Origin of the sequence: Alkalimonas delamerensis, from assembly GCF_030717955.1 — a bacterium.
In the GTDB taxonomy this organism is placed as follows: domain Bacteria; phylum Pseudomonadota; class Gammaproteobacteria; order Enterobacterales; family Alteromonadaceae; genus Alkalimonas; species Alkalimonas delamerensis.
Genome location: NZ_JAUZVY010000003.1, coordinates 378,131 through 400,431, shown reverse-complemented (window position 1 = coordinate 400,431; position 22,301 = coordinate 378,131). Strand labels below are relative to the sequence as shown.

The window sequence follows — 22,301 nt, the reverse complement described above, 5'->3', positions numbered from 1 at the left end:
CATCAAACCGCTTCACTTCTCATCGCTTTTTGAGAGCTTTAAGCTCACCTGCAAGCGAGGGCGCCATTTTAGGGATTTAAATCCTGCTGTCAAGGCTGAATCTCAGCATTTACCGCACTTTTTTCATCCCGCTGCAGAGCCTTTGTTCGCTGCCCTGCTGGCTTGGGTCGGCATTATAAAGGGCAAATGAAATGCCGCAAGCCTTATTTGAGCATTTTGGTTTGTTTGCTTAAAAAGCCGGCTTTTTGTGTTTTTTAAGCGCAACGGCTGCTTTTAAGCGTTGCTTACCATAGAGAAAGGCTTTGGTCATAATGGCGCGGTTTACTGGGATGTACTGGTAATCCGCAGCATTTTGTCCAGCTTCGGTATCGACATCAGGATCGTTCAGATAAACAAAATCATCATCAGCATCACAAAGCACCACCCAATGCGGCGCCTTACTGCGATCAAATTGCCAGGTACTGATAAGCAATAGCACGACATAGCCTTGCAGCAATCTACCCAGGACATCGGTTAGCGTGAAATCGGCAATCTGAACCGGGATCTTCGCCTGAGCACATTTTTGTTGCTCAATCTGATGGACACGCTGAAGCAACTCTTTCTTTTGTTGGCTTCGCACCGAGTCTACAAACAAAGGTCCGGATTGATTGAGCATCACTTCAACGTCAAAAGCTCGTTTCGCACCAGCCAAAGCTAAACCTCTGGGACTGCAACCACCATGACCGGATGTCATAAAAATGGTCGTGGCTTCCCGCCAAATCTCCAGCTCTTCGAAAAAGGGATCGTAACGGCCTGGTTCAAAGTAATTCATTGCCATCAGTAAGCTGGCAGGTCCACAAGTAAAAGGCGTGGTTTGCGGTATAAATTGAATTCTTTTACTATCACCCTGTTGCTGATAGCTGAATACGCGCTTTTGCATGCAAAGTGCATCCGAGTGATCTTCATAAAAATCGTGCCGGATAGCAAACTCCTGATACCCATGCCTGCGATACAAAACGATGGCCCCTTGATTATCAGGCCTGACTTCAAGTCGTAAAAAAACACAGCGCCGCTGGCGTGCTGATAACTCAGCCTGATTTAAAAGCAGCTGTGCAAAACCTTGTTTTCGTTCGGTTGGTGATACGGCGAGCGAGTACAATCGGGCCAGACTTATGCCACGACGGTACAGCACCAGAAAATAACCTACTAGCTGGCTATTTTTTTCCAGCACCTGCAGATCACTGCGCTTATCCAGAATAAAGTGCCTAAAGCTGCGTCGACTTATCCGATCGGCTTCAAAGCAAGCTTGCTCCAGTTGCACCAAGTGGGCCAGGTCCTGGATCACCGCATCGCGGATACAGAGATCGTTGTTTTCCATAAGTCCTAGCTCTGTTGTGTTGTAACCAGACATTGCACGTTGTTTCGAAGCAGATGACAAGCCAATTATTTTGCTGCTGACGAGCAAAGGATTTCATTGGGCAGCCATCTGCTCCAGTGTCTACAATACAAAAAGTATATTTTCCCGGAACAGCATATGTCTAAGTTATTAATCGTAGTCGATAAACTGCAAGATTGGGGACCTTTCTTTCAATACGATGGTGTGATGGCTTTGGCTGACTACCTGAAGTGGCAGGGCAAGTCCCGTCAGCGCGTGCGGCTCATTAACCTCTGCCGTCAATCCCAGTACCTGGGATCTGGTTATTACTGCTCTTTACTGGCCGAAGCGCGCAATCATCATGCAATCCCTTCCATTAAAGTATTTAATAAATTTAACCGGGACGAAATTGCCGATGTGATTGATGATATCCCGGTGGCGTTGACGAAGCAGCTCAATAAAGCTTTGGCAGATAACCCGGAAACGCAACTTAGGTTTCAATTGTATTTTGGCGAAACCAACGAGCGCTCGCTAAAGAAAGTGGGCGATTACCTGTTTGAAGCATTTTCTGTTCCTATCCTGCACGTTGATTTAATCAAAAAACAGCAGTGGCAGGTAAAAACCATTCGTATTGGCAGTTTGCACAAACTGACGGAGGCGCAACAAACGCAGTTTGCCGAAGCACTGGAGCGCTTTAGCCATAAAATTTGGCGATTGGAGCCCAGTAAGCGTCAGTTTAAATACGATTTGGCTGTGTTAATGGATCCCAAGGAGCAGTTTCCTCCCTGTACGCCCCGCTCCATTGAGCTGTTTTGCAAAGCCGCCAAAAAATCAGCCATGGATACCGAGATCATCGGTGCCCGCGATCATCAAAGGCTGGCAGAGTTTGACGGCCTTTTTATTCGTGAAACCACTGCTGTCAATCATCATACTTTTAAAATGGCATTAAAAGCCGAGCGTGAAGGGCTGGCGGTGATTGACGATCCGAACTCGATTTTACGCTGCTCCAATAAAATTTATCTGCAAACTCTGTTTGAACAGCACCAGGTACCGGTGCCGGATGGTTTGATGTTGTTCAAATACGATACCGACAATCTGGAGCGGGCGGCTGATTTACTTGGTTTACCCATGGTATTAAAAATCCCGGATGGCAGTTTCTCCCGAGGGGTGGTGAAAGTAAAAACACTGACCGAGCTGCGGCAAAAAATGACCGAGCTGTTTGAGCAAAGCGCCATCATCCTGGCCCAGCGCTATACCTTCACAGAGTTTGACTGGCGTATAGGCGTTTTAAATGGTCAGGCGCTTTTTGCCTGCAAATACTTTATGGCGCGCAATCACTGGCAGATTTACAAGCACGGTAGCGGCAAAACCCAAAGCGGTGCATTTAGCACCTGCGCTGTGAGCGAAGTACCGGCTCATGTGCTTGATGCTGCTATTCGAGCCTGCGCTCCGATTGGCGACAGCCTCTATGGCGTTGACATCAAACAAGATGGGGATAAGGTGTACGTGATCGAGGTCAATGACAACCCAAACATCGATGATGGAGTGGAAGATTTGTATCTGGGCAGCAAGCTCTATGACTTGCTGGTGGAAGAATTTATCCGCCGGATTGAGCTAAAGCGGTAAAACCTAAAAACACAAAAGCATCGGGAGTGCTTTTGGACAGCCAATGGCTGGTCCCGGAGGGATGCCTGCAGGGATAGCAGGCACAAAAAAACCGGCGTTAAGCCGGTTAATTTGGTGCAGATGGAGAGACTCGAACTCTCACGCCCTTTCGAGCACTAGCACCTGAAGCTAGCGTGTCTACCAATTCCACCACATCTGCGTGGTATGTCGCGCATCGATGCTCAACATGGCGCACAGTATAGCGAGTTCCAAAAAGCTGTCAACTGCAATATGGCACAATTTAACGGCTTTTGTGTCACTCGCTTATTTGCTGCGCAAAGCGGCTATTTTCCGTTCTTTTTTAGCAAGCCAATTTCTTCCAAACGCTGCATTAAGTAGTCGTTGGAATTAATTGGCTCCGGATAACGATTGGGGCGCTCGGCACTGATACAGCTTGGCAGCGTCTCAATGACAAAATCCGGATTTGGATGCATAAAGAAAGGAATGGAGTATCGAGGCTCGCCCGCAGCCATACCTGCCGGATTCACCACCCTATGGGTGGTGGATGGCAACACATGGTTGGTTAACCGCTGCAGCATATCACCGATATTCACAACGATGGTTCCTTCAATGGTCGTGACCGGCAACCAGCTGCCATCGCGACGCAGTATTTCCAAACCAGCCTCGTTCGAGCCGACCAGCAAGGTGATCAAGTTAATGTCTTCGTGTTGACCTGCTCGGATCGACTGAGTGCTGGTATCCTGAATTGGCGGATAATGAATAGGCCGCAGGATAGAGTTGCCAAAATTGACCTTATCGGCAAAATAGTCCTGTGGCTGCCCTAAGAAGAGCGCCAGCGCTTCTAACACCCGGTTGCCCAGCTTTTCCAGCTCGCTGTACAAGCGGTAGGTCGCTTCTTTAAAGCCCGGCACTTCCGTAGGCCAAACATTGGGGTACAAGCTGGGGTGCGGTGCAGCGCCGTCCAGTTCACGGCCAACATGCCAGAACTCTTTCAGATCCGGATGCTTGCTATCTTTGGCTTTTTCCACGCCAAAGCCGGTATAACCGCGGGCACCGCCCTGCCCCGGCATGTGGTACTTCGCTTTTACTTCATTGGGCAGCGCAAAAAACTGCTTAATGGCGGAGTATGTCTCTGCTACCACTTCATCGGAGATCCCGTGACCGCTAATGCCACAAAATCCAAACTCAGTGTAGGCCTTGCCAATTTCGGCAACAAAGTTATCTTTGTCGGTGGCAAACCGTCTTATATCTAACGTTGGAACTTGCTGTGTCATAAATAAGACCTGTTTGGGTACCAGGAGCACCAATAGCACTTTTATGATGCTATTGGTTTTCGAGGTACTAGCCTAAAGAAAAAAAGAACCCTGCGATGGCAGCGCTCATTAAGTTGGCCAATGTTGCTGCCAGCAAGGCTTTTAAACCCAGAGCCGCAATATCAGCCCGGCGACCGGGCGCCATACCGCCCAAGCCACCTAATAAGATCGCAATGGAAGAGAAATTGGCAAAGCCACAGAGTGCAATAGTCACAATCACCTGGGTATGGGCACTTAATTGCTCTTTCACCTGAACATAGTCAAGGTAAGCGACAAACTCATTGATTACCAGCTTCTGGCCAATAAAACTGCCCGCCATGCGGGCTTCGTCCCAGGATACGCCTAAGATGAAAGCCAGTGGTTGGAACACATAACCGAAAATCAGCTGCAAAGTCAGGTTATCCATGCCAAACCAACCGCCAATGCCACCGACCATGCCATTGATCAGCGCAATCAGACCAATGAAAGCCAGCAGCATGGCACCCACATTTAGCGCCAGCTGCATACCGCTGGAAGCGCCTGCTGCGGCAGCATCAATCACATTGGTGTGGGGTTTTTCCTGAGCAATTTCGGTGAGCTCATTTTTTGGTTGTTCGGTTTCCGGCAAAATCATTTTAGCCATTAGAAAACCGCCGGGCGCCGCCATAAAGCTGGCCGCTATCAGGTACTTTAATTCCACGCCAAGACCGGCATAACCAGCCAGTACCGAGCCGGCTACTGAGGCCAGGCCACCGACCATCACGGCAAAAAGCTCCGAGCGGGTCATGGTGGGAACAAAAGGACGCACAATCAATGGCGCTTCGGTCTGCCCGACGAAGATATTGGCTGCAGCCGACATCGACTCAGGGCGACTGGTACCCAGCAGCTTTTGCAAACCACCGCCAATCAGACGAATCACCCAGGTCATAATGCCGATGTGATAGAGCACCGCTATCAGCGATGAGAAAAAGATAATAATGGTCAGTACATGGATGGCAAATATAAAGCCTTGCGAGAAGCGTCCTAAATCCCCAAACAGGAACTCAATACCAGCATTGGCATAGCCAATGACATTGGCGACCACTTGCGAAATGCTGTACAGCACATCCTGACCAAACGGAATGTACAAGACAAAGGCGCCAATGGCGACCTGGATGGCAAAAGCACCGCCCACGGTGCGCCAGTTAATGTGCTTTTTATTGTTGGATGCCAGCCATGCTACCAGCAGCAGCACGGCGATGCCGACTAATCCCATCATTCCCCTGGTCCTTGTCTTTATTCCGCCAGTAGCTGGCGAATTTTCGTTTTTATAATATCGATGGCAATTTCATTTTTGCCACCGCGGGTCACCACCAAGTCAGCGAATTGCTTGGACGGTGCAATAAAATCAAAAAATGCGGGCCTGACCGTGGCTTCGTACTGCTCGACCACAGATTGCAAACTTCGGCCTCTGTCTTCCAAATCACGACGAATACGGCGCAGCAGGCAAATATCCAGTGGCGTATCCATAAAGACACTGATATCAAACTCATCACGCAGCAAGGGGTCGCTCAACAATAAAATACCTTCCACCAAGATCACTTTGGCAGGCTGCACCCGGATGCTGTCTGCTAAGCGGGTATGGGTTTTGTAGCAGTATTGCGGCATGTCAATCGCCTGCCCTGCGCGCAGATCCTGCAAATGCTGTCCCAGCAATTTGTGCTCAAATGCTGATGGATGGTCGTAGTTGGTGAGAGTTCGCTGCTCAAACGACAAATGGCTTTGATCGCGGTAATAGGCATCTTCCGCCAGTATAGCAATACGCTCCCCACCCAGCTCCGCTACCAACTCCTGATAAACTGTTGATGCAAATAAACTTTTACCCGATGCAGAGGCGCCTGCTATAGCAATGATGGTGTTCTTACCCACGTTATTGTCACTTTTCAATACACACAAAGAGCAATTATCGCTAAAAACGGTGCATTTAGAAATAAAAAACCGGCCCAAAGGGCCGGTTTTGTCAGCTTTGTTTAGCCAGGGACCGATTAGAAATCGTATTTAATCCCCAACACAACGTTCCAAAGTGATGGATTCACACGGCGACCTTGCGGACGCGGCTCTTCGAAACGATTGTATCGAACAACACCGTTGTCCAGCAGTTCAGCCGTTACAGTACGCTCAGCTTGCGGGAACTCTGCTTCGTACAAAGTACCCCAGCTGCTGTTGAGCATGTTGGTTAAGTTATTCACAACCAAAAATGCTTTAGCGCGGTGAGAGTCACGGAAACCTGGCAGCTCTTGTTGAATACGAAGATCAACCTTGGTCCACCAATCCGAGCGGAAAGCATTCCTTTCAGAAGTACGGCCCGCATACTTGCTTAAACCAGTTCTTTCAACAAAAGCAAAAAATGCATCCGTATCAAAATCTGGTCCAAACTCAACCGCAGGATCATTCAGCCCAGTTGGGATGTACAGCAATTGACGATCAAAGGTGCTATCACCAAACAGCTGTCCACGGAAGGTATAGCTGAATGGACGGCCTTTGTTGTGTGAGCCTACCAAGCTAAAGGTTGTTTTGTAGCCATCAATAAACTCATGGTTGTAGACAGCTCGCACTGTGAAGCGATGCGGTATTTCATAGTTTGAAGTTGCATTGCGTGGGTCGTTAAAATCTGAGCGGGCAAAGTTGTTAAAATTTGACGCCGCAACAGAGCTGGTCATTGGGTTGGCATCTTTGGCTTGGGTGTATGCATAGGCTACTGTCCAGCTTAAGCCAAAGTCTTCAACACGCGATAAAGAAGTGCTGAAGGAATAGTTCGTAGCATCGCTGCTTGCATTTGTCAGCAGATAGTCTTGACGACTTCCTGGTTCACGCGGCGCAAAAACAGGACGGCCATCCATAATGGTGCCGACTTGCTCCAATGCAATGTTCTGAACAAGTGACTGATTCTGGCTGCGGGTGTACATCAAATCCGCCATCGCAATCAAGCCATTCTCGAAAGTGTAAGTACCACCCAAAGCGTACTTCCACTCGCTTGGTAACTTGAAGTTGGGATCCAACGCATTGACATTGCCATCGTTTGTTGCATTTGCAACAGCATCAAATTGAGATGCTGGAACGTCATACAGCGGGCGTCCCTGACCAGACAAATCGGTTTCAAACAGACTTGGTAAAGTATCGGCTGAGTTCGGTGCAACACCAATCCGGTTAAATATCAAGGTAGCACCATCATTCTGATAGCCATTGGCTAACCAAACATTTGGATTGCCGCCTGAATACAAGCCAAAGCCGCCACGAACTTCCAGGTTGTGGGTCGCATTCCAATTGAAACCCAAGCGCGGCTGCAACAGGCTCATGCCATCAAAGTTGCTGTCATTGCTAAAGCCGTAGCGATTGATAAAATTCTGGTTGGCCAATGGACGCTCGCTGCTGGTGTACCAGTCATAGCGCAAACCAAAGGTTAACGTCAGATCATAATCAATCATGTAATACTCATCTTGCAGATACAGAGTATTGTTGGCATAGCTAAAGTCTGCCGCAGCATCGGCAGGGTTATTGCTGCCAGCACTGTTTTGATAATCAATGCGCCATGGGGTTCCGGCCTCAAAATCATCGATGTTACGGAAGTAGTAACGCCCCAGGGAGTTCTGCACAAACATGTTGAATACACTGTACTCTTCACGCTCGTAACCACCAAAGATAATGTGATCACCCCAATGATAAGTACCGGCCAGTTTAATGAAGTTTGTGTCGTACTTCAGTTTATTTGACTGCCTGGAGCGATCCGTTCCCAGATAAACAGTCGCAGAAGTATCATTCGCGAAAGTATCTATTTGAACCTGACCAATTTGAGAGCCCCCTAAGTTAATTTGCCGATTATCTAACTTGGAGTGTCCTGCACGAAGCTCTGTAGAGAAATTCTCGGTCCAGTCTGAAAAGACTTGAAGGACATAAGACTGGAACTTAGCACCACGGGTATAAAAGTGATCTGAAAATTCGTAATTTGAATTTCCACCCGCGGCTTGAGAGATAGACTCACCATCGTTGTAGTTGTAAGTAAAGGCTAACCGATGGTCATTGTTAATATACCAGTCGAGTTTCAGAAGAAGTTTTTCATCATCAACTGGAGCAGAGGTGATAGGATCACCCACGGTATAACCGTACTGCTGTTGTGCGATTTGCCCAATACGATTCAGATCAGCTTGCGATAAGCCAAAAACAGGGGTACCTGGATTCGCATCAAAAGGACCACGATCAAAGCTGCTGGCACCTTCGTATTTCTCATAGGCACCGAACAAGAATAAGGTATCTTTGATAAGAGCACCGCCCAAGTTAAAGCCCATGCGCTTTTCAGTAAACGGGTCGCGGTCTAAACGATCCCCTTCAATTTTCCGGCCACGAAGCCGCTGGTTATTGAAGTCAAAGAAAACAGAGCCAAACATCTCGTTGGCACCAGACTTGGTAACCGCATTGATATTACAAGCAGTAAAACCGCCATAATTCACATTAAAAGGTGCAAACTCAACGGCAACCTGTTGGATCGCATCGTAAGAGAATGGCATCCGCTCAGTTGGGTAACCATTGTTGTTCAGACCAAAGTTGTCGTTCATCCGAACGCCATCTACCGTCAAACTGTTGAAACGAGGGCTGGCACCGTTACATTGAATACCACGGGCAAAACCTTCATCGATGTAGATCCGCGGATCAACAGCAACAATATCGGTCAAATCACGGTTAATGCTTGGCAAGTTTTCTAAATCTACCTGACTAAATGCAGCAACAGGGCTGCTGCTACCGTAAGCAGCGTTAGAAATCATTTGACCAGTCACAGCGATGCGCTCAACCTGATCGGCCGGACGAATAGTGACATTGATGTTCTGCGTTTCACCCAAAGTCAGGAAGACATTTTCAATGACCTCGCGTCGACCGGCAGAATCGGTAATCTCAAGAATGTATGGACCGCCTACTTGCAAGCCGCGAGCAGAAAAGGTACCAGTATCATTGGCAGCAAAAGTACGGCTGGTGCCAGTGCGAAGATCAGTCAACCGAATGCTGGCGTTGCCAACTGTTTGTCCGGCTTCATTTACTACAACACCACGAATGGCGGAAGTGGTGTCGGCATAAGCAAACTGGCTAATACCTAGCCCGAGAGCAACAGCCATAGCTAAATGTTTAATTTTCATATCGTTTCACCTGGTAGTTTCTGAATTAGTACCCAATCCATTTGAATTCATATGCTGTCTTCAATTTGGGAAGACATCCTAACGAATGAATGTGACGTTTTTTTTACGCGATACCTGACAACACCGGAACTTTTTTGTGCGCCGTGCATCTAACTGCTTTGGTCATACAATTGTAACATGACTGGTCTGAGTTGCGTACTTGCTAATCCAATAATTTTGCAGAAAATTTCTTCAGCTATCCTGAGACTCCAGGAACAAACGAGGTAAACATCTTGGTTGCTCCATCGGATTATCTCGAGCCGGTCCTGGCTAAAGCAACAGCAACCTCTTATCCTCTACACTATAAATCAGCACGTTAACTGGCCATCATTGTGCATAAAAACACCTCATCTATTCGGGTTGCCACATTTAATGTCAGTATGGAAGCGGAAAACTACCTGCCTCGAGGCTGTGCGGGCGACCAACAGGTTTTGATTGCACGGTTGACTCAAGGTGGTGAGCCGCAAATACAAGCGATTGCCCGAATTATTCAGTTAACCCGGCCAGATGTTATTTTACTGAATGAGTTTGACGACATTGCTACTCCAGCTCTTGGCGTTGAAGCCTTTGTACAGAACTATCTGGCTCTATCCCAGCAGGGTAGCTCCCCTATTCATTACCCTTATTATTTCTACGATCGGGTCAATAGCGGTCAACCCAGCCCATTCGATTTAGATCGTAATGGCAAAGCCACCGGCAAGGGAGCCGATGCCTGGGGCTATGGCAATTACCCAGGGCAATACGGCATGCTGCTGTTGTCGCGCTATCCCATTGTTGAAAACGGGGTCCGCACCTTTCGTCAGTTTAAATGGAAAGACATGCCGGGCCATCTTGAGACGCAGCAGACAGATGGCAGCCCCTGGTACGATAACGATGCCTGGCAGCAGTTTCCGCTATCGTCCAAATCGCATTGGGACATCCCGATTGATGTCGCTGGTAAGCGATTGCATCTTTTTGCCAGCCACCCAACACCGCCAGTTTTTGATGGGCCTGAACGCAGAAACGCAAAACGCAATCACGATGAAATCCGTTTTTGGGTCGATTACATCAGCGGCTCTAAGGGAAATTACATCTACGACGATAATGGGCAGTTAGGTGGCTTTAGCAAGAGCGAGCCTTTTGTGGTTTTGGGCGACCTGAACGCCTGCACCAGCGAAGGCGATGCCATCAAGGCTGGGATCCGAAGCCTGTTAACCCACCCCAATATTGTGGATCCAAAACCGACCAGTCGCGGCGGCAAGGAACACAGCCCCAAGAATCCTGATGCCGCCCTGCATACAGCAACATGGCGGATGCGGGCCGATTATGTGCTACCCAGTAAAGCAGGGCTTGCCGTAATGCAAAGTGGGGTGTTTTGGCCAGCGTCGGATGAACCCAATGCTGACCTGGTGGGTCATCGCCATACCAGCTCGGATCACCGGCTGGTCTGGGTTGATCTAAGACTGGATTAAGGCAGTTGCTGCTGCTCAGCCAAAGGAGCAGTGTAACTCAGCTCCGTATCCCAGGGCAGCTGGATCCAGGTGGCCTGTTCGATATCGGTCACATAGACATCCACCAAAGGCTTACCCAAGGGCTTGGCATACACCGTCGCCAGTGTTGCTTTAGGAAACTGCTGTTTTAACACCTTGGCCGTTTCACCGGTATCCACCAAATCATCGACGATCAGCAGTTTGCTGTCATCGACCCAGTCGCAGCCTTTCAAAACAGACAGCGCACCTTGTTGATCGTGCTGGTAGCTGGCAATGCAAATGGTATCCAGCAAGCGGATATTGAGTTCGCGCGCTAAAATGGTGGCCGGTACCAGGCCACCCCGGCTAACCGCCAGAATACGGTCATAACCACCCGTCAGCAACCGGGCTGCCAGCTCGCGGCTGGCACGGTGAAAGGCTTCCCAGGATACATAGAACATTTTATGGTTGGTCATCGACATACGGCTTAATCCAACATGCCCAGCGCAATTTCAACCATATCGTTGAACGAGGTTTGGCGCAGCTCAGCACTCAGTGACTCACCGCTGCGGATATGATCGCTTACCGTTAAAATACTCAGCGCTTCGATGCCATACTCAGCGGCTACACCGTAAAGGCCAGCAGCTTCCATTTCGACCGCCAAAATGCCGTACTTTTCCAGCGTATCAAAGAGTGTCGGGTTCGGGTTGTAGAATAAATCGGAAGTAAAGACATTGCCAACCTGCACCGGAATTTGCTTTTGCCGGGCCGCGGCCACCGCTTTTTCAATCAATCCGAAGCTGCCCAAAGCGGCAAAGTCCAGGCCTTGCAGGCGATTGCGATTGACAGAGGAATCGGTACTGGCACCCATGGCAATCACCACATCCCGCACTTTGACAGACAGCGGCAAAGCACCGCAGGAGCCAATACGCACGATGCGTTTCACATCGTAAAACTTCACCAGCTCGGTAGCATAAATCGACATGGAAGGCACGCCCATGCCCGAGCCCATGACGGTCACAGCCTTGCCCTGATAGCTGCCGGTATAGGCGAACATGTTGCGTACCTCATTGACACAGCGAACATCCTGCAAAAAGGTCTCGGCAATGTGTTTGGCACGCAGCGGATCACCCGGCATCAGGACGGTACTGGCGATGTCGCCGGTTTTGGCGGCAATGTGTGGCGTGGTCATAGTGGTACTCTCTAATTCGTTGTCAGTTGTTTAAAAAAGGATTGGCCATGGTCCATGGCATCCAGGCCATACCAATCGGTCAGAGTCTGACCAATGTCGGCAAAGCTGTCACGCTGCCCCAGCTCAATGGCATTCATACCATGCTGATAGCACAACACAGGGATAAACTCCCGGGTATGCTCGGTGCCTGGCCAGGTTGGATCGCAGCCATGATCGGCGGTTAGCAACAGCAAGGTATCCGAATCCAAGGCGGCGATAAGCTCCGGCAGCCTGGCATCAAAATACTCCAGCGCCTCGCCATAACCCATGGGATCGCGTCGGTGGCCATAGTTCTGATCAAAGTCGACCAAATTGGTAAAAATCAGGCTATTCGGCCCAGCCTGCTGCATTTCTGTGAGCGTGGTATCGAGCAAAGCAGCCAAGCCAGTAGCTTTGACCGATTTGCTGATGCCCTGATGCGCATAGATATCGGCAATTTTACCAATGCTGATGACCTCACCGCCAGCCTGTGTCAGCTTGTCCAGCACAGTTGGCGCTGGCGGCAGGACCGAATAGTCACGCCGGTTGCCGGTTCGGGCATAACTGTCTGGGCCATCGCCAATAAAGGGACGAGCAATCACCCGGCCAATGTTGTAATCATCCAACAAACGGCGAGCCACCTGGCAAAAATCCAGCAGCTTTTCCAGGCCGAAATGCTGCTCATGGGCGGCCACCTGAAACACACTGTCAGCCGAGGTGTAGCAAATCGGCATACCGGTACGAACATGCTCATCACCAAGCTTTTTCAGAATGTCGGTCCCCGATGCATGGCAATTGCCCAAAATCCCGGGCACGCCGGTCTCGCGGCACAGCTTTTCGATGAGCTCGGTTGGAAAGCTTTGAGTCTTTTGCTCGAAGTAGCCCCAGTCAAATAACACCGGCACCCCTGCAATTTCCCAATGGCCGCTGGGGGTATCTTTGCCACTGCTAAGCTCTGCGGCATAACCATAAGCGCCCTGGATCTGGGCGGCATCATCCACCAAAATCAGTTGCTCAGAAGCTGCCTGTGCAGCACGGATTAAGCCCAGCCTGGCTAAATTAGGCAAGGCCAGTTGACGGCCTTTTTGTTGACTGAATACCCGAGCGATACTTGCCAGGGTATTGGCGCCAGCATCGCCAAAGCGGTCGGCATCGGGCGCACTGCCAATGCCAAAACTATCCAGTACCAAAATTACTGCTTTTGTCATTCTGCCTCACTTCGCTGGTCATGACAGACTCAGCCTTCATGGGATCATGCCCACAGTATATCAATTTTTCTTAAAGAGTGATGTTAACAAGAAACAATGGGGTGCGAACAACAGCAATACTGAAGCAGATAAGGGATAATAAGAACGGAATGAATGGTGCCCAGAGGCGGAATCGAACCACCGACACGAGGATTTTCAATCCTCTGCTCTACCGACTGAGCTATCTGGGCAATAAAGTGTTACCAGTTGCTGGCACCATTCGCATGAAAAAGAATGGTGCCCAGAGGCGGAATCGAACCACCGACACGAGGATTTTCAATCCTCTGCTCTACCGACTGAGCTATCTGGGCAACGGGGAGGTATTAAACGGATTTTGGCAAACTAAGTCAATCATTTTTTTGTTGCCAGCCTGCGTTCGCTTATTCTCTGAACAAAGCCGACATCGGACAGATGCAATCGGCAGATTCCAAGTTCATTTCTCAGCCGAAACTGGGCTATGCTACAATCAGCCACAAGCAACCAGCTCCACCTTTCAATTCATAGCCTTGGTACTTGCATGGAAAAATCATCCTTTTTTGCTCCGTTGTTTTGGCGAACCTTGCCAATTTGCCTGCTTGTCACCGCCCTGTTGGTTGGTCTTGTATTGTGGCTATGGCCCCCAGCAGAACTGCTACTGTGGAGCTGGTCAAACTGGCTTGCACTTACGATCTTGATTATGGCAGCTGCTGCTGGAGCTGCCTTGTTAACCAGCCTGGTCGGCAATCAACTAATCCACCGCCAGCTTGCTGAAGTGATGACTCCCTTGCATCAAGCGGTTAAGGACGATCAGTTTCAAACTCGGTTAGATGAGCATTGCCACCATGATTTTGGCGTACTGGCAGGCTTGATTAATCGACTGTTTCAGCGCATTGAAAAAGGCGAGCAGGATAGCGCACAAGCGGAACACAATATTACTCAACTTCGTCAAGAGATTGAGCAACGCATCAAAGAGCGCACCGATGCACTGGAAACAGCCAAGTTGACCGCCGAAAAAGCCAATGAAGCCAAATCGACTTTCCTGGCCACCATGAGTCATGAAATCCGCACGCCAATGAATGGCATCATCGGTACCATGGATCTGCTGCGCAAGACCTCTTTAAACAATGCGCAGTTTCGCATGACCGATACCATCCGCGAGTCGTCGTTTTCGCTGCTGCGGATTCTGGATGATATTCTCGATTTCTCAAAAATTGAAGCCGGTAAACTCGAGCTGGAAAGCATTCCTCTTTCGGTCACTGAAATTATTGAAGCGGTTGGCCGGATCCTGGTCTCAGTGGCTCACCAACGCCAGATTGACTTGAAAGTCTTCATCGACCCCCGCATTCCGGATGGCCTTTTTGGCGATCCTGTCCGTTTACGGCAAATCCTCTACAATTTGGCTGGCAATGCCATCAAGTTTACCAGCACCACTCCGGAGAAATCGGGCTTGGTCAGCATCCGGGCTGAGCTTCAGGAAAGCACCATGGATTACTGCCAGGTGCTGTTCCGAATTACCGACAACGGCAAAGGCATGACCAGGCGGCAAATCAATTATGTCTTTCAGCCGTTTAATCAGGCTGAGGGCTCCATTACCCGCAAGTTTGGCGGCACTGGCTTAGGCTTATCGATTTGCCAGCGCCTGACCTCATTGATGTATGGCCAAATCGACGTGGACAGTGAGCAGGACAAGGGAACGGAGTTTCGGGTCAGTATCCCGCTTCGGCTTTCCGACGAAGTCAGTTACCTGAGTCAGGATTTATTGCGCGATGTTCAGTTGGTGTTGTTGAGCAGTGATGCTGACAACAGCGAACACCTGAGTTGCTATCTGAACTACCTCAATGCCGATTTTCACCCTTACCAGCGCTTTGAGCCTTTGCTGGAGCGCGCAGAACAGCAGCAAATACTCCCCCCCAAAGTGCGGGCGGTCTGGCTGCTCGATGCCACCTACGAGCAAATCAGTACCGAACAAATCCAGCAACTGGTGCAGCATCCCAAGCTGCAGCAAGTCCACTTTGTCATCATCACCAATCTGGTCGAGTTGGCCGAGCAAAGCTCTGAACGGGTGCTGTACCTGCACAGCTCTCCCATTTGCCGCAGTCATGTCATTGACGCCATTTTGACAGCGGCTGGTAAAAAGGCCGGCAGTCGCCCTCAACAAAGCAGTATTTCCACGCTGGGTACCGCTCCAGCGGTTGAAACAGCCCGGCGAAACGGCCAGCTCATTTTGTTGGCCGAAGACAATCAGATGAACCAGAAAGTGATCCTGGACCAACTCAATGCACTGGGTTATGCCGCCGAGGTTGCTGACGATGGTGCTATCGCCCTTGAAATGTGGCGTCACTACCGCTACCCGTTAATTCTGACCGATCTGCATATGCCCAACATGAGTGGCTATGATCTGACCGAAGCTGTTCGCAAAGAAGCACTGCAAGCCGATGACGACAACCAGTTTACCCGTATTATTGCTGTCACAGCCAATGCCTTAAAGGGCGAAGAGCAAAAGTGTCTGAGTGTCGGCATGGATGGTTACATCACCAAGCCGATTGAGTTGAATGTGCTGGAAAGTCTGTTGCAACGCTGGTTGCCGCAATCCGGCTCACCAAATAAAGAACTGATCGAGCAACAAGGAGCCCGAGACAGCAACCATCTGGCTCCGATTTGCTTTACCACCATCGCCAACTATCTGGGCAATGATCCGCTGAAGCACGAAGAACATCTGAACTTCTTTGTACGGCAAACCTACCCCATTCTGACAACGCTGGAGTCGGCTTTGCAGCAACAGGAACGCTCTTTGGTCCGGCAACAAACCCATCAGCTAAAAGCCATGGCGAAAAGCGTGGGCGCTTTGCACATGGCGGAAAAGGCACTGGCGCTTGAGAGCGCCAGTGCCGACAAAGACTGGGCCAGCTTGCAAGAGCATTTCCGCCAACTGCATACAGAGTTCAATAAAGTGGAGTCCTATGTGCAGCAGCGCTATTAAAGCCGGCCTAACCTGCAGAGGTATCGAGCGCAGGGAAGCTTTTCACCAGGTCATCCAACGCTTTCATTTGTGCAAGGTAGGGTTCCAGCTTCGCCAATGGCAAGGCGCAAGGGCCATCGCATTTGGCTTGTTCCGGATCAGGGTGCGCCTCAATAAATAAGCCTGCCAGACCAAGCGCCATTCCTGATCGTGCCAGCTGTGCAGCTTGAGCTCGGCGGCCATCGGCTGAGTCGGTGCGTCCACCAGGCCGCTGCAAAGCGTGGGTGGCATCAAAAATCACCGGGGCCATGGTTTTCATCTCATCCATGCCCAGCATGTCCACCACCAGGTTGTTGTAGCCAAAACTGGAACCCCGCTCACACAGCATCACTTGCTCATTGCCAGCCTCACTGAATTTGGTCAGGATATGCCGCATTTCATGTGGCGCTAAAAACTGTGGTTTTTTCACATTGATCACAGCACCGGTTTTGGCCATGGCGACCACCAAATCGGTTTGCCGGGCTAAAAAAGCGGGCAGTTGCAGCACATCCACCACTTCAGCAACAGGGGCGGCTTGCCAGGGTTCGTGCACATCGGTGATCAGCGGTACCTGGAAAGTCTGTTTTATCTCCTCAAAGATTTTCAATCCCTCATCCAGGCCTGGACCACGGTAGGAGTGAACAGAGGAGCGATTGGCTTTGTCGAAGGAGGCTTTAAAGACGTAAGGAATGCCAAGCCGGCCGGTGACTTCGACGTAATGCTCGGCGATCCGTAAAGCCAGATCACGGGATTCAAGCACATTCATGCCACCAAAAAGAACAAAAGGCGAAGTGTTGTCAACGTTGATGCTATCAAGCACGATGGTTTGCTGGGTCATAGCTGTCCTTGTGATAGAGCTAGTGGCTGTTCAGGCCGCTATTTTGTCATAAGCAGACCCAAAATAAACAACAGCCAGCTAAAAACTGGCAGGAAAGTTTGCCTGCATAATGCGACAATACGATGACATGCCAAATCAGACAGGCACTAGCGCACCTCATCCTCATCGGAGTCGGGATATTTTTTCAGGATGGCTTCGAGTTTATCGACTCTGGTTTTGAAAATTTCCACCAGCTTGGGATCAAATTGCTTGCCGGCTTCACTGTCCACCAAAGCCACGACTTTTTCCAGTGGCCAGGCCGACTTGTAACAGCGGCGATGCCGCAGCGCATCATACACATCGGCAATGGCAGCAATTCGGCCATAAATATGGATCTCTTCGCCTTTTTTGCCATCCGGGTAACCGCTGCCATCCCATTTCTCGTGATGATCGCGGGCAATGATAGCGCCAGCCTGGATAATGGCGCGTTTGGAGTTTTTTAAAATATCATAGCCAATGGTGGCATGGGTTTTCATCACTTCCCACTCGCGTTCATCCAGCCGCATCGGTTTGTTCAAAATACCATCTGGAATGCCCACTTTGCCGACATCGTGCAGCGGTGACGCAAACATCAGCTTCTCAGCCTCTTCATCCGGCAAGCCGTAGGCCTTTGCCAAATCGTAGCAAATAAAGGCAACCCGTTTGACATGATTGCCGGTTTCAATGGAGCGGTGTTCTACCGCTTCGCTTAGTCGATAGACGATTTCCCGCTGCGTGTCCTCAATTTCATGCTGCAATTGCACATTTTCGTAAGCAATCTGCACATTTTGTGAGAACAGCTCAATCAACTTTTTCTGACTGTCGGTGACTTGCCCCGGCAAACCAGAGACGTACAACAAGGAGCCATGGGTAAACTTGCTGGTGCAATAGGCCACCAGGTAGTTTTCCTTGTAGACGATGCTGCGGCTTTTTAAGGCGTCGTAAAAGGCTTCCAGCAGGCTGTTGTCCAGCACCTTGGTCACTGGCTCGCCTTCTTTTTGTTCAAACTCGCCCATGCCGGCAAAGACAATTAAGTGCTCAGGATCGGTATCGTCACCAGGACTACCGGCAACAAGTGAGGAAGTAACCAACAAAGCATCCTCATTGCACCCCAGAATCGAGGTCAGTTGCTGCAGCACCCCATCAATAAACTGCTCCATCGAGTGAGCGGAAAACAGGTTGGCCGAGGCATTGATGATTTTTTCCAGCCCCTGACGACTGTGATCAATCGCCAGTATATCGCGGTAAGAGCGCAAGCTCGACATCACCACGGTAAACAGCTTTTGTGCTGTCAGTTCGGTTTTGGATTTGTAGTCGTTGATGTCGTAATTGACAATGACTTGCCGCTCCGGTGCCTGCCCTGGCTGCCCGGTTCGCAGAATAATCCGCACATGGGTGTTGTGCAGTTCTTCACGAATGTACTGCGCCACCTGCAAACCAGCATCATCGGTTTCCATTACCACATCCAGCAACATGATGGCGGTGTCCGGGTGCTGCTCCATCAGGCTTTTGGCCTCGGCGCCGGAATAGGCACTCAGAAACTCGAGAGTTTTGCCCTGAAAGCTAAAGTCACTGAGCGCCAGCTTGGTAACCGCATGCACTTCGGCTTCATCATCAACAATCAATACCTTCCATTGCTGAACCGAACTGCTGAGCTCAGGCTGTTCCGGTTCATCCGCTTCACCGGCAAAAAGAAAATCATCACTCATCCACACATCACCCAAAAGATCGTTATCCCTTTAGTTATATGTGCAGATGGCAAATTGGTCAACGAGGAAGCCAGGATCGGCCTTAATTCACTCTAGCTTGGACACTGCCCCAAACTGATACGCCAATTGCCGCCGTAGTCTTTTTGCGAGCGAACCGCAACAAAGCCAGCTTGTTGCAAACAGTGACGAACTGCATCGGCTTGCTGATAACCGTGCTCCAGGACCAACCAACCGCCAGCAGCCAGATACTGCCAACTGTTTTGCACGATGTGCTCGATATCGGCCAGACCTTCCCGGCCAGCTACCAGGGCGGTTTGGGGCTCGTAGCGCAGATCACCGAGCGCCAAATGCGGATCTTCAGGCTCAATGTATGGCGGGTTGCTGACAATCAGCTCAAAGGACTGTGCCGGCACGGCATCAAACCAGTTGCTGGCCATAAAGCGGCAATTTCTCAGCTGCAGTGTACTGGCATTGCCGTTGGCGCACTGAACGGCATCAGGCTGGATGTCCAGCCCTAACACTTGCCAATCGGGACGCTCTCTGGCCAAAGCCAGCGCTATGGCACCGGTACCGCTGCCCAGGTCCAGTACCTTAGCATCTGCCGGCAAGGCCAGCTTCAGTGCCTGCTCGACCACTACTTCGGTATCGGCTCTTGGGATCAAGGTCGCTTCAGACACTGCCAACTCGAAGTCCCAAAAGTGCCAGCGTCCCAGCACATAGGCCAATGGCCGGCCAGTCAAGCGCTGCGCCAGGTAAGCATCCAATTGCGACAGCTGCTCTGTTGTCAGCGGCTGTTCCGGATAGGCATAAAGGTAACTGCTGCTGCATGCCAACAAGTGGCACAAGCAATACTTCGCTTCGGTATCGGCCTCTTCGGTGACTGCAGCCAAGCGGGTTTTGGCACCAGCCAACCAGTCAGCAATGCAAAGACTGCTGCTCGCCATCAACTAGTTGTCTTCCGACATGGCAGCCAACAAATCAGCCTGGTGCTCTTGCTGAATGGGCTCCAACACCAGCTCCAGACTCCCTTCCATAATTTCACTGAGCCGGTACAGCGTCAGGTTGATGCGATGATCGGTCAGCCGGCCTTGCGGGAAGTTGTAGGTGCGGATCCGCTCGGAGCGATCGCCACTACCGACCAACAAGCGGCGGGTGCTCTCTTCGCTTAGGCGGCGTTTTTCATCCTCTGCGGCCTGAATGCGTGACTGCAGCATGCTCATGGCTTTGGCCCGGTTCTTATGCTGCGAACGCTCTTCCTGACATTCCACCACAATGCCGGTTGGCAAATGGGTTAACCGAATGGCGGAGTCGGTCCGGTTGACGTGCTGACCACCGGCACCGGATGCGCGGTAGGTATCGACCCGTAAATCGGCCGGGTTGATTTCGATGGCTTCGCTTTCTGGAATTTCCGGCATCACCGCCACGGTACAGGCCGAGGTATGGACCCGCCCCTGCGATTCGGTTGCCGGTACCCGCTGCACCCGGTGCCCACCGGACTCAAATTTCAGGGTGCCATAAGCTTTTTCGCCTGAAACCTGGGCGATGATTTCTTTGTAGCCGCCATGCTCCCCTTCATTGGCACTCAGCACTTCCAGTCGCCAGCCGCGGCTTTCGGCAAAGCGGCTGTACATCCGAAACAGGTCGCCCGCGAAAATAGCCGCTTCATCGCCACCCGCACCGGCCCGGATCTCCAAAAAGCAGTTGTTGTTGTCGTTTGGATCGGTTGGCAGCATCAGAATTTGCAGCTCAGCCTGCAAGGCTTCCAGCTGCTGCTTTAACTCTTTTTGTTCCTCTTGCGCCATCTCCCGCACTTCGGGGTCGCTGTCCTGCAACATCAGCTCAGTGTCTTTTAACCCTTGCTCTGTCTGCTGGTACTGCATGAAGGCTTTGCTGACTGCCTCCAGTTGACTGTACTCTTTGGACAGCTCACGAAAACGCTCTTGATTGGCGATAATGCTGGCGTCACTGAGCAGCGCCTGCACTTCTTCGTAGCGCTCTGTCAGTGCTTCCAGTTTGCCGTAAACCGATGCTTTCATCTTAACGGTGCTTCCTTACGCATCAATCCCGAGCAAGCTCAGAGATCGAGTAAAATGGATATCAGTGTCTGAGGAGACGGTTGCTCATCCTGCACCAAATGGCGGATGGCTTTGGTCGGACTGTGCATCAGACGGTTGCTTAAACGCGTGGCCAGCTCGGCCAGTACTTTTTCCGGCTCCTGGCCGGCCACCAGTTGATTGACCGCCTTGGCCAGCAATTCATTTTTGACCTGCTCGCACTGCTGGCGGTAATCCCGCACCCAGTCCACATTGCCTTGCAGCAACTGCCACTGCTGAAACTCGGCAACGCCCTGGTCAATGATCAGCTCAGCCTGCTGGGCCGCTTGCTGACGCGACTCCATGTTCTGGGCGATGATGTTTTGCAGGTCATCCACAGTGTAGAGGTAAGCATCATCCAGCTCGGCGACCTGGGCTTCAATATCCCGCGGTACGGCTAAATCGACCAGAAACATCGGCTTGTGCTTACGCACCTTCAGCGCTTGTTCCACCATGCCTTTGCCGATGATGGGCAAAGTACTGGCAGTAGAGCTTATCACCACATCTGCACGTCCAAGCACAGCAGGCACCTGGGACAAGGTCACCACTTCGGCACCAAAGGCTTCAGCCAGTGCCAAACCACGCTCGTAGGTCCGGTTTGCCACGGTCAGCTTACTGGCACCTTGCTCTTTTAAATGGCGAGCCACCAGCTCGATGGTTTCGCCGGCGCCAATCAACAGCACCGAGACTTTATCCAGCCGGCCAAAAATCTGTTTCGCCAGGCTGACGGCGACAAAAGCCACCGACACAGCATTGGCGCCAATTTCGGTTTCCGTGCGAACCTGCTTGGCGATGGCAAAGGTTTTCTGGAATAACCGCTCAAATTCCGGGTTGATGGTACCGGCCTGACGCGACTGATTGTAGGCCTGCTTGACCTGCCCCAGAATTTGCGGCTCACCCAGCACCAGCGAGTCCAGGCCTGCTGCCACCCGCATCAGGTGCGCCGCTGCATCCTGCTGTTGATACAGATACAAGTGAGGCTGCACCAATTGGCTGTCCAATTGATGAAATTCGCTTAGCCAGGCAATCACCTGTTCCGCTTGCTCGGTTGAACCGTTAAAATACAATTCAGTTCGATTGCAGGTCGACAGGATCACGGCATCGGTGACATTGGCTACCGCTGCCAGCTCGCGCAGCGCTTGTGACACCTGCTCTGGTGCAAAAGCCACTTGTTCACGCAGTGCCACTGGTGCTGTTTTGTGATTAATGCCTAGCGCGTAAATGGCCATCCACCTGTAATAACCTTGATGTTCAAGGGGCGAATTGTACGAAAAAGACCAGCCCAATA

17 protein-coding genes and 3 tRNA genes are annotated in these 22,301 nt (G+C 50.8%); 4 read left to right on the top strand and 16 right to left on the bottom strand.

Annotated elements, in window-relative coordinates; all coding sequences use genetic code 11:
- Window positions 1-190 (top strand): hypothetical protein (locus tag Q3O59_RS10190; RefSeq protein WP_305945468.1); only part of this gene is annotated, 190 nt, incomplete at its 5' end.
- Window positions 191-229: 39 nt separating this feature from the next.
- Here Q3O59_RS10190 and Q3O59_RS10185 read toward each other — a convergent pair.
- Window positions 230-1,357 carry a GNAT family N-acetyltransferase/peptidase C39 family protein gene (locus tag Q3O59_RS10185; protein WP_305945467.1) on the bottom strand — a complete coding sequence of 376 codons (1,128 nt, stop codon included), beginning with the start codon at window positions 1,355-1,357 and terminating at the stop codon, window positions 230-232.
- Between the two features lie 156 nt (window positions 1,358-1,513).
- Between Q3O59_RS10185 and Q3O59_RS10180 the strand changes: the two genes are divergently transcribed.
- Window positions 1,514-2,980 carry a RimK family ATP-grasp domain-containing protein gene (locus Q3O59_RS10180; protein WP_305945466.1) on the top strand — a complete coding sequence of 489 codons (1,467 nt, stop codon included), beginning with the start codon at window positions 1,514-1,516 and terminating at the stop codon, window positions 2,978-2,980.
- Window positions 2,981-3,092: 112 nt separating this feature from the next.
- Here Q3O59_RS10180 and Q3O59_RS10175 read toward each other — a convergent pair.
- From Q3O59_RS10175 to Q3O59_RS10155, 5 genes are all read right to left on the bottom strand, one after another.
- Window positions 3,093-3,179: transfer RNA gene (locus Q3O59_RS10175), tRNA-Leu, on the bottom strand.
- A 124-nt stretch (window positions 3,180-3,303) separates the two neighbouring features.
- The gene (locus Q3O59_RS10170; RefSeq protein WP_305945465.1) at window positions 3,304-4,254 is read right to left on the bottom strand and encodes an isopenicillin N synthase family dioxygenase; all 951 of its coding nucleotides are present in this window, start codon (window positions 4,252-4,254) and stop codon (window positions 3,304-3,306) included.
- 67 nt (window positions 4,255-4,321) lie between these two features.
- Window positions 4,322-5,530 (bottom strand): NupC/NupG family nucleoside CNT transporter, encoded by a 1,209-nt coding sequence (locus Q3O59_RS10165; protein WP_305945464.1) that lies wholly within the window; start codon window positions 5,528-5,530, stop codon window positions 4,322-4,324.
- Window positions 5,531-5,547: 17 nt separating this feature from the next.
- Window positions 5,548-6,180: a uridine kinase gene (gene udk / locus Q3O59_RS10160; RefSeq protein ID WP_305945463.1), complete on the bottom strand. Its 633-nt coding sequence runs from the start codon at window positions 6,178-6,180 to the stop codon at window positions 5,548-5,550.
- Between the two features lie 116 nt (window positions 6,181-6,296).
- The gene (locus Q3O59_RS10155; RefSeq protein WP_305945462.1) at window positions 6,297-9,434 is read right to left on the bottom strand and encodes a TonB-dependent receptor; all 3,138 of its coding nucleotides are present in this window, start codon (window positions 9,432-9,434) and stop codon (window positions 6,297-6,299) included.
- Between the two features lie 371 nt (window positions 9,435-9,805).
- Between Q3O59_RS10155 and Q3O59_RS10150 the strand changes: the two genes are divergently transcribed.
- Window positions 9,806-10,924, top strand: coding sequence for an endonuclease/exonuclease/phosphatase family protein (locus Q3O59_RS10150; RefSeq protein WP_305945461.1), 1,119 nt, complete (start codon window positions 9,806-9,808; stop codon window positions 10,922-10,924).
- Here Q3O59_RS10150 and gpt read toward each other — a convergent pair.
- The 5 genes from gpt to Q3O59_RS10125 all read right to left on the bottom strand — a co-directional run bounded on the left by gpt (window position 10,921) and on the right by Q3O59_RS10125 (window position 13,689).
- A complete protein-coding gene (gpt, locus tag Q3O59_RS10145) occupies window positions 10,921-11,403 on the bottom strand; it encodes a xanthine phosphoribosyltransferase (protein WP_305945460.1) in 483 nt (160 codons plus the stop codon). The two genes, Q3O59_RS10150 and gpt, sit on opposite strands and share 4 nt — an antisense overlap.
- Before the next feature lie 5 nt (window positions 11,404-11,408).
- Window positions 11,409-12,113 (bottom strand): purine-nucleoside phosphorylase, encoded by a 705-nt coding sequence (gene deoD / locus Q3O59_RS10140; protein WP_305945459.1) that lies wholly within the window; start codon window positions 12,111-12,113, stop codon window positions 11,409-11,411.
- Between the two features lie 11 nt (window positions 12,114-12,124).
- Complete coding sequence (locus Q3O59_RS10135; RefSeq protein ID WP_305945458.1) at window positions 12,125-13,339, bottom strand: phosphopentomutase; 1,215 nt, start codon at window positions 13,337-13,339, stop codon at window positions 12,125-12,127.
- A gap of 154 nt (window positions 13,340-13,493) precedes the next feature.
- Window positions 13,494-13,569, bottom strand: a tRNA-Phe gene (locus Q3O59_RS10130).
- 44 nt (window positions 13,570-13,613) lie between these two features.
- Window positions 13,614-13,689: transfer RNA gene (locus Q3O59_RS10125), tRNA-Phe, on the bottom strand.
- Window positions 13,690-14,054: 365 nt separating this feature from the next.
- Between Q3O59_RS10125 and Q3O59_RS10120 the strand changes: the two genes are divergently transcribed.
- On the top strand, window positions 14,055-16,337 hold the full coding sequence (locus Q3O59_RS10120) for a hybrid sensor histidine kinase/response regulator (RefSeq protein ID WP_305945457.1): 2,283 nt from the start codon (window positions 14,055-14,057) through the stop codon (window positions 16,335-16,337).
- Window positions 16,338-16,344: 7 nt separating this feature from the next.
- On the opposite strand, the gene kdsA is transcribed toward Q3O59_RS10120, so the two are convergent.
- From kdsA to hemA, 5 genes are all read right to left on the bottom strand, one after another.
- A complete protein-coding gene (kdsA, locus tag Q3O59_RS10115) occupies window positions 16,345-17,193 on the bottom strand; it encodes a 3-deoxy-8-phosphooctulonate synthase (protein ID WP_305945456.1) in 849 nt (282 codons plus the stop codon).
- A gap of 146 nt (window positions 17,194-17,339) precedes the next feature.
- The gene (locus Q3O59_RS10110) at window positions 17,340-18,920 is read right to left on the bottom strand and encodes a DUF3369 domain-containing protein (protein WP_305945455.1); all 1,581 of its coding nucleotides are present in this window, start codon (window positions 18,918-18,920) and stop codon (window positions 17,340-17,342) included.
- Between the two features lie 92 nt (window positions 18,921-19,012).
- A complete protein-coding gene (gene prmC / locus Q3O59_RS10105) occupies window positions 19,013-19,864 on the bottom strand; it encodes a peptide chain release factor N(5)-glutamine methyltransferase (RefSeq protein ID WP_305945454.1) in 852 nt (283 codons plus the stop codon).
- A 3-nt stretch (window positions 19,865-19,867) separates the two neighbouring features.
- Window positions 19,868-20,956, bottom strand: coding sequence for a peptide chain release factor 1 (gene prfA / locus Q3O59_RS10100; protein WP_305945453.1), 1,089 nt, complete (start codon window positions 20,954-20,956; stop codon window positions 19,868-19,870).
- Window positions 20,957-20,994: 38 nt separating this feature from the next.
- A complete protein-coding gene (hemA, locus tag Q3O59_RS10095) occupies window positions 20,995-22,242 on the bottom strand; it encodes a glutamyl-tRNA reductase (RefSeq protein WP_305945452.1) in 1,248 nt (415 codons plus the stop codon).
- Window positions 22,243-22,301: the final 59 nt, after the last annotated feature.

Bases quoted from the DNA above. Each gene is read 5' to 3' on its own strand.
- Q3O59_RS10185 (WP_305945467.1), bottom strand. From the start codon at position 1,357: ATGGAAAACAACGATCTCTGTATCCGCGATGCGGTGATCCAGGACCTG.
- Q3O59_RS10180 (WP_305945466.1), top strand. From the start codon at position 1,514: ATGTCTAAGTTATTAATCGTAGTCGATAAACTGCAAGATTGGGGACCT.
- Q3O59_RS10170 (WP_305945465.1), bottom strand. From the start codon at position 4,254: ATGACACAGCAAGTTCCAACGTTAGATATAAGACGGTTTGCCACCGAC.
- Q3O59_RS10165 (WP_305945464.1), bottom strand. From the start codon at position 5,530: ATGATGGGATTAGTCGGCATCGCCGTGCTGCTGCTGGTAGCATGGCTG.
- Q3O59_RS10155 (WP_305945462.1), bottom strand. From the start codon at position 9,434: ATGAAAATTAAACATTTAGCTATGGCTGTTGCTCTCGGGCTAGGTATT.
- gpt (WP_305945460.1), bottom strand. From the start codon at position 11,403: ATGTCGATGACCAACCATAAAATGTTCTATGTATCCTGGGAAGCCTTT.
- deoD (WP_305945459.1), bottom strand. From the start codon at position 12,113: ATGACCACGCCACACATTGCCGCCAAAACCGGCGACATCGCCAGTACC.
- Q3O59_RS10135 (WP_305945458.1), bottom strand. From the start codon at position 13,339: ATGACAAAAGCAGTAATTTTGGTACTGGATAGTTTTGGCATTGGCAGT.
- Q3O59_RS10120 (WP_305945457.1), top strand. From the start codon at position 14,055: ATGGCAGCTGCTGCTGGAGCTGCCTTGTTAACCAGCCTGGTCGGCAAT.
- kdsA (WP_305945456.1), bottom strand. From the start codon at position 17,193: ATGACCCAGCAAACCATCGTGCTTGATAGCATCAACGTTGACAACACT.
- Q3O59_RS10110 (WP_305945455.1), bottom strand. From the start codon at position 18,920: ATGAGTGATGATTTTCTTTTTGCCGGTGAAGCGGATGAACCGGAACAG.
- prmC (WP_305945454.1), bottom strand. From the start codon at position 19,864: ATGGCGAGCAGCAGTCTTTGCATTGCTGACTGGTTGGCTGGTGCCAAA.
- prfA (WP_305945453.1), bottom strand. From the start codon at position 20,956: ATGAAAGCATCGGTTTACGGCAAACTGGAAGCACTGACAGAGCGCTAC.
- hemA (WP_305945452.1), bottom strand. From the start codon at position 22,242: ATGGCCATTTACGCGCTAGGCATTAATCACAAAACAGCACCAGTGGCA.